We start from the raw sequence: 6986 nt of genomic DNA, 5'->3' as shown, positions 1-6986 counted from the left end.
ATGTAAAGAAATTTTCGAGAATCGTATGTGTTTCACTGTTTAGTTATCAAGGTTTTTTCGTTCTGTCTCTCAGACAGCTCGTTTATTTTATCTCATCTCTTTTTGTTTGTCAAGTACTTTTTTCAAGTTTTTTCAAACATTTTTGAGTTAAGATTTTGTTGTCGTTTTGTTGACGACTTGGATACTTTATCATATCTTCTGTCTTTTGTCAACTGTAGATTTCATTTTTCTGAAATTCTTTTTAATTGTTTATTTTTTAAAAACAATTATTTGCGACAGCTCAGTTATAATAACACTGGGAGTTATGGTTGTCAACCATAAAATTCAATTTTTTTTGATTTTCCTGGAAGTTTATTTTTATAGGGCAATTTTTCCTATTATCCTTGTGGCCTTTATTAATAGAAATTTCCCCTTGCTGGGTGCGCTACGTCGGGTGCACTACGCCGGTCACATTTCCAATGAGGTAAGTGCGAGGGAAGGCGATCTCAAAGTTCCGAAGCCCGAACGCCCTCCCTCGCGCTCCCACCCCGTTGGGCACGGAAAGAGTGTTACATCTTCGATGTGTAACACGGTTGACTTTTTGTCTGTATGCTGCGGTATCCAGAGTGGGACGCTGTGCCGATCTGGGTTCCTGGGTTCTTCGGCATTTATAATGGTACACTGTGCCGATCTGCTTCCTGGGTTCTTCGGCATTTATAATGGTACACTGTGCTGATCTGCTTCTTGGGTTCTTCGATATTTATAATGGTACACTGTGCCAATCTGCTTCCTGGATTCTTCGATATTTATAGTGGTACACTGTGCCGATCTGCTTCCTGGATTCTTCGATATTTATAGTGAAACACTGTGCCGATCTGCTTCCTGGATTCTTCAGTATTTATAGTGAGACGCTACGCCGATACAGCTACACTCCCACAATCCCAGGACAGGACGCCCGCGTCCGCTTCCGTTCCCGCCCCGGCTTTTATCTTTTTTCCTGCCGGCTGGAAGTGTCAGCCAGAGGGAGAGGATATCGGTTCGGGCTGTTGCGGAGGAGGGGTGATACAACTTAGGTCCCGGGAGAGGGCGTTATTGCGGCAGGGTCAGCTGTTTGAGCCAGCGGCGAGTTCTGGCCCTGCCGCAATGGTTTTAGCCATCTCACGGAACCTTAGTTGTATCCCCCGACGGAGTCCTTGCCCGGGCCGATATCCTCTCCCTCTGGCGTCCGGCTTTCTCCCCGAATCGATGCCACATCCCTCTGGCGTACCAACTTTCCATTCCCCTCACGGAACCCTTGCCCACACCGACATTCTCTCCCTCCATAAATCCAAACAAAAAAGCCTGGAACCCCAGGATTCACATTCATCCCAGAGCGCCAGGCCCATATCAGTCAAGCTGGAAATGAGACTCGAACTCACGACCCCTTCATTACGAGTGAAGTGCTCTACCGACTGAGCTATTCCAGCTTGTGTTAAACACAAATGATATTATACCTTATTTTTCAGAAAATGCAAGCAATTTTTTATTTTTTATCCGCACCCCCATACCCAATCACAAAATCATCCGTCTTACAGATCACCTTCGAATCATTATCCTTCTGGAAAACCCGAAAAGAAACCGAAAGCTCATTGATACCAGCATTTTTTCCCAGGAAATACATCTTTACAATCTCACTCTTCCCTGCCGGAATCCCCTCACACGAAATATTCGCCGTCTTACACTCCTTACCATTAACCTTAACATTTCTACATCTGACATCAATATCCTGTTCCGTATCATTCACTACACAAAACCTTGGAGTAAGCCCCATGACACTATTCTTCACAATACCCTTTTCGATAATCTTAACACCCTTGTCATCGTAAAGAACAATCCCACCACCGCCAATCTCCTGCTCATACGATCCACTGATATCAGTCTTTATGGAAATATTATCCACTACAGCAATATCATCATACGTCTTATCCTCATAAAAACGCAAGCCACATTCCACATCCGCCACACGGTCAATTCCATATCCATCACATTCCTGTTTCGAAACCACCAGTAATCCATCAGTTTCCCCACCTGGTTCTGCCTTGTCAAAAAACAAACTGTTTGCTTCTACTTTACAGCCATTAATATAACAATTTTCGGCTATCAAACCCATTTTTTTCATCCGTATTATTTTCAATATGAAGCGGTATGACAATATTCTGCTCTGCATCCAGAGAAGCTTCCGAAACCGAAACCTTTATATTATTTTCGTCATAGATCACCTGTTCCAGAACTGTAGACTTCTCTGCCCAGACCGTTACCGTAGCAAACATAGTAAAGAATACCGCCGCAAAAATCCCGGCTGCCAATTTCTTTTTCATACAACATCCCTCACTATTTTCTGCTGATCTTTACTTTCTTCCCCACCCTCTTTACGGATGAAACTTTTTTCTCAGGAGTACAGCTAAAAACAGTCACTCCATAAGCCGGGAGCTTCATTTTCAGAGAATTTTCCCTGTTATCACACTCCGCATGCACCGCATTTTTGGCCCTGGTATTCACAACACCCAGACCACCATATTTTCCATTATCACTGTTAAAAATCTCTTTATACTTTCCAGCAAAAGGCACACCGACCTGATAGCTGTCATAAGACACCGGTGAAAAATTACATACTATAAGAAGCGTCTCTTCCATTTTTTCCGTTTTTCTCAGAAAAGCAACAATATTTTCGTCATAGTTGGTAAACTGGATCCATTCAAAACCATCCGAATTACCATCCATCGCATACAGCGCCGGACAACTTCTGTACATCGCATTCAGATCATGAATATATGCTTTCATTTCTTCTATGCACTCTTTATCCGGTGCTGTCATCTTCACTCCCGGATGAAGCATCAGATAAGCGTAGGCCGCACGTACCTGAGCCAGTTTCTGTTTCGGAGATCCCGGAAGTTTTTCAAGAAATTCCTTCAGAGTTCCTACATCCCTTCGTCCCAGGGTCAGTACATAATGTTCACTGTACGCATACATCATGGAAAGCGTCAGCTGATCATAATAATCCTTTCTTTCCAGCGGTTCTACTTCTATATAGGAGAGAAGATCTTTCGTCCATCCGCCACTCCACTTATAATCAAATCCCAGATGATCATTCTCCACGCTGTCTGTAAGCTGAGGCCAAAGTCCATCCTCCTGTGCGATCAAAAGAACTCCCGGATTGCGTTTCTTAACAATAGAATTCAGATGTTTCAGAAACTCCACAGCCTGGAGATTTTCATTAGAGCCATAAAGATTTGGTCTCCACTGTCCTGCCTCTCTTCCAAAATCCAGATACAGCATGGCATCTACATCATCCAGGCGAAATCCATCTACATGGAACTCATCCAGCCAGAAAAATGCATTCGAGAGAAGAAAATCCTTAACCATAGGGCTTCCATAATTATAAAGCATCGTCCCCCACATCGGATGGACCGCCATAGCCGGATCCTGAACTTCATAAAGAGGTGTTCCATCAAATTTCTCCAGTCCTGCATCAAATCGTGGAAACTGTGCAGGTGTCCAGTCCAGGATCACACCAATTCCTTCCTGGTGAAGTTCTTCCACCAGAGCACGGAAATCTGCCGGTGTTCCAAAACGATTCGTCAGCGCAAAATAAGATGAAGTGGAATATCCCCCTGAATTCTGATCCAGATACTCCATAACCGGATGAAATTCCACATGTGTATACCCTGTTTCTTTTAAAAATGCTGCCAGTTCACCATGTTTTTTCCACTCTGTTATATCTGTTTCATAAACAGACACCGGAACTTCACGGCTTACAAACTTTTCACGTTCTTTCATCCACTCTTCATCCTGCCAGGAAAACTCTCCCAGCTCTGCCACAACCGAGATCACAGACGGAGCCTCCTGCACCCCGTTTCCGTAAGGATCTGACTTGCGCTGTACAGCCCCGCCTTTTATCTTGATTTCATATTGATAAGAAGCGCCTGCCTTTACGCCCGGAACAAAAAGTTCAAAAATACCGGACATCGGCATACGATGCATCGGAAGCCGTCTTCCATCCCATCTGTCAAAATCACCAACTATGCTTACACGGATCGCATTGGGTGCCCATACCGCAAAATAAGTTCCACGCACACCTCCACAGACAACCGGATGTGCACCAAGTTTCTTATAGGCTTTATAATAAACGCCTGCACAAAATGCTCTTTCCTCTTCTTCTGTAATCTGGCAGGGATATTCATAAGCATCAAAAAAAGCCTCTTTCATGCTGCCCCGTGTAACCTGAAAACGATACTCCGGAATTCTTTTCAGAGGAAGCATTACCGCATAATAGCCAGCCTCATCTTCCAGTGTCATTGGATAAGACTTTTTTCCAACTATTACTTCCGCAGCTTCCGTCCCCGGAAAAAATCCCTGAATAAGCACTCCGTCATCTGTCACTCTCGGCTGCATCACGTCCCTCGGCGCAGCTTCCTCACCATAAACGATCGCCTCGATCCGGGGCCAGTCCATATATTCATACGCTTTATCAGCCATAATCGTCTCCTCCGTTATATCTGTTGTTTTATAGACTCAGTTTACCACTTTTTTACTGAAAAATAAAGAAAACTCTTCTTAATCTTCGCAAAAAAGCACTCAAGTAACCGGTAACAGAACAGAAAATAAATCAATTTGGTTCTTCCCAAAATACCTTCCAGAGCTTATAATATAAGGCAGAAAAACAGGCGGGTATTCTTATTCCGCTATAAAAAACAACTTACCAGGAGGAATTATCAATGGAAAACAAACTGTATGATGTAACCGCTCTCGGCGAACTTCTGATCGACTTTACTGAAAACGGCAACAGTTCCCAGGGAAATCCTACTTTTGAAGCAAACCCGGGCGGCGCTCCCTGCAATGTACTCGCCATGCTGAACCGCCTTGGCAAAAAAACAGCATTTATCGGAAAAGTTGGAAACGATATGTTCGGCAAACAGCTGAAAGCAGCTGTTGAAGAATGCGGTATCGATACCAGAAACCTTGTTATGGACGATGAAATCCATACCACTCTTGCTTTTGTACATACATATCCAGATGGAGACCGTGATTTCTCCTTCTACCGCAATCCAGGCGCAGATATGATGCTCACCAAAGACGAAGTAGATGCCGAACTGATCCGCAACTCCAGAATTTTTCATTTCGGTACTCTTTCATCCACACACGAAGGCGTCCGCGAAGCAACCCGCTACGCTCTTGATGTGGCAAAAGAAGCCAACTGTATCATCACTTTCGATCCAAACCTTCGCCCACCTCTCTGGAAAGACCTTAATGACGCCCGCAAAGAGATCGAATACGGCATGGAACGCTGCGATGTGCTGAAGATCTCCGACAACGAAGTGGAATTCCTTTTTGATACTACAGACTACGATAAAGGCGCAACTCTCATCGAAGAAAAATACCACATCCCCCTTGTCCTGATCACCCTTGGAAAAGACGGAAGCCGTGCATACTACCATGGCCGAAAAGTAGAAGCCGCACCATTCCTTCAGGAACACACCATCGAAACCACCGGCGCCGGCGACACCTTCTGCGCCAGCACCCTGAACTACGTCCTTGACCACGGCCTCGAAAACCTCACCGATGAAAACCTGAAAGAACTCCTCACCTTCGCAAACGCAGCCGCTTCCCTCATCACCACCAAAAAAGGCGCCCTCCGCGTAATGCCAACCAAAAAAGAAGTAGAAACCTTCATCAAATCCCGCAATTAAAAAAAGGCGGCCTGCACTTGCAGGCCACTTTTTTTATGTACATCCACAACTCAAGAAAATAAAAATCAGACCTGCACTCAGGCAATACCCAACAGCGCCCCAAAGAACAGGCCTATTTTTTAACGCACATCCACACCCCAGGGAACAGGGCGCAAGCGCCCGCCTTCCCGTCCACTCTCCAACGCCGTACCCGTGCCCGGAAAGGGAGGGGTGCAGGGGAGGGAAAAGCGGGCGAAACTCCGAGCGCCTTTCCCTCCCCTGCGGTTTTCTACACTGTTGTCAACAGTGCCTCAAATTTTCCTTCCATTTCATACTCGCCGGCATTAGCCGTAATAAACACGCTATCTCCCTTCTGCACCTCAACGCACTCCTCTCCGGACTGTACCTTCCCGGTACCGTCTAAGACGAGTAAACTTGCAAAAGAAGTCTTATCAATCTCCCCAAAGATCTTCTTCATCCTCTGTCCATCCAGAACCACCTTATCAACCGTAAAATAATCACAGTCCACAATATGCGGCTCAAAAGACTTCTTCCGAAGGATCGGCACCCTCTTCGTCACCTGAAGTGCCTTCTCAATATGAAGATCCCTCTCCTTACCATTAGCGTCCTTACGGCCATAATCATAAACCCTGTAAGTCACATTGGAATTTTCCTGGATCTCCGCGATCAGATTTCCTTTACCAATTGCATGAATGGTACCCGGCTCGATAAAAAGCACATCCCCTTTATGAACTTCAACCTTGTTCAGAACTTCCAGAAGGGTCTTATTCTTAATTCTCTCCTCAAACTCCTCCTTGGAAACTTCACGGGAAAATCCATAATACAGGCTGGCACCTTCCTCGCAGTCCACGATATACCACATCTCCGTCTTGCCATACTGACCTTCATTCTTCATGGCATACTCATCATCCGGATGTACCTGGATAGACAGATCATCCTTCGCATCAATAAATTTGATCAGCAGCGGAAACTGGCTGTAATGGCGGCTGTGAGTACCGGTAACCTTCTTTCCCTCCATGAGGATATACTCGCTGAGTGTTTCTCCGGCATATTCTCCGTTTGCCACATAGCTGGGTCCGTCCGGGTGGCAGGAAAGCTCCCAGGTCTCTGCAAGCTTGTCGCCGTCATATTCTTTTCCAAATTCTGTCATCAGTCTTGTGCCGCCCCACAGATAATCCTTGCAGCTGGGTTTTAATTTCAAAATTGCCATAATCTGTCTTCCTTTCTTTCATCTATACCGGATAAAGCGGACTGTCACGCCCGCTTTATCTTGTTCGATGT

The 6986-nt window shown here is 45.3% G+C and carries 5 protein-coding genes and 1 tRNA gene; 1 reads left to right on the top strand and 5 read right to left on the bottom strand.

Annotated features, from left to right (window positions below; genetic code table 11):
- Positions 1 to 1372: 1372 nt before the first annotated feature.
- The 4 genes from G5B12_RS08515 to glgB all read right to left on the bottom strand — a co-directional run bounded on the left by G5B12_RS08515 (position 1373) and on the right by glgB (position 4494).
- Positions 1373 to 1445: transfer RNA gene (locus G5B12_RS08515), tRNA-Thr, on the bottom strand.
- Positions 1446 to 1501: 56 nt separating this feature from the next.
- Positions 1502 to 2128: a hypothetical protein gene (locus G5B12_RS08510; protein WP_118071174.1), complete on the bottom strand. Its 627-nt coding sequence runs from the start codon at positions 2126 to 2128 to the stop codon at positions 1502 to 1504.
- Positions 2097 to 2336 carry a hypothetical protein gene (locus tag G5B12_RS08505; RefSeq protein WP_118071175.1) on the bottom strand — a complete coding sequence of 80 codons (240 nt, stop codon included), beginning with the start codon at positions 2334 to 2336 and terminating at the stop codon, positions 2097 to 2099. The genes G5B12_RS08510 and G5B12_RS08505 overlap by 32 nt, the downstream gene beginning before the upstream one ends.
- A gap of 13 nt (positions 2337 to 2349) precedes the next feature.
- A complete protein-coding gene (gene glgB / locus G5B12_RS08500; RefSeq protein ID WP_118062816.1) occupies positions 2350 to 4494 on the bottom strand; it encodes a 1,4-alpha-glucan branching enzyme in 2145 nt (714 codons plus the stop codon).
- 239 nt (positions 4495 to 4733) lie between these two features.
- On the opposite strand from glgB, the gene G5B12_RS08495 reads away from it, so the two are divergent.
- A complete protein-coding gene (locus G5B12_RS08495; protein ID WP_174088049.1) occupies positions 4734 to 5705 on the top strand; it encodes a carbohydrate kinase family protein in 972 nt (323 codons plus the stop codon).
- A 268-nt stretch (positions 5706 to 5973) separates the two neighbouring features.
- Here the strand turns inward: G5B12_RS08495 and G5B12_RS08490 are convergent, their stop codons facing one another.
- Positions 5974 to 6915 carry a type I phosphomannose isomerase catalytic subunit gene (locus tag G5B12_RS08490; RefSeq protein ID WP_118071178.1) on the bottom strand — a complete coding sequence of 314 codons (942 nt, stop codon included), beginning with the start codon at positions 6913 to 6915 and terminating at the stop codon, positions 5974 to 5976.
- Between the last annotated feature and the right edge of the window lie 71 nt (positions 6916 to 6986).

The organism is Blautia sp. MSK.20.85, from assembly GCF_013317245.1.
Lineage (GTDB): Bacteria > Bacillota > Clostridia > Lachnospirales > Lachnospiraceae > Blautia_A.
This window is presented reverse-complemented; position numbering and strand designations above follow the sequence as displayed.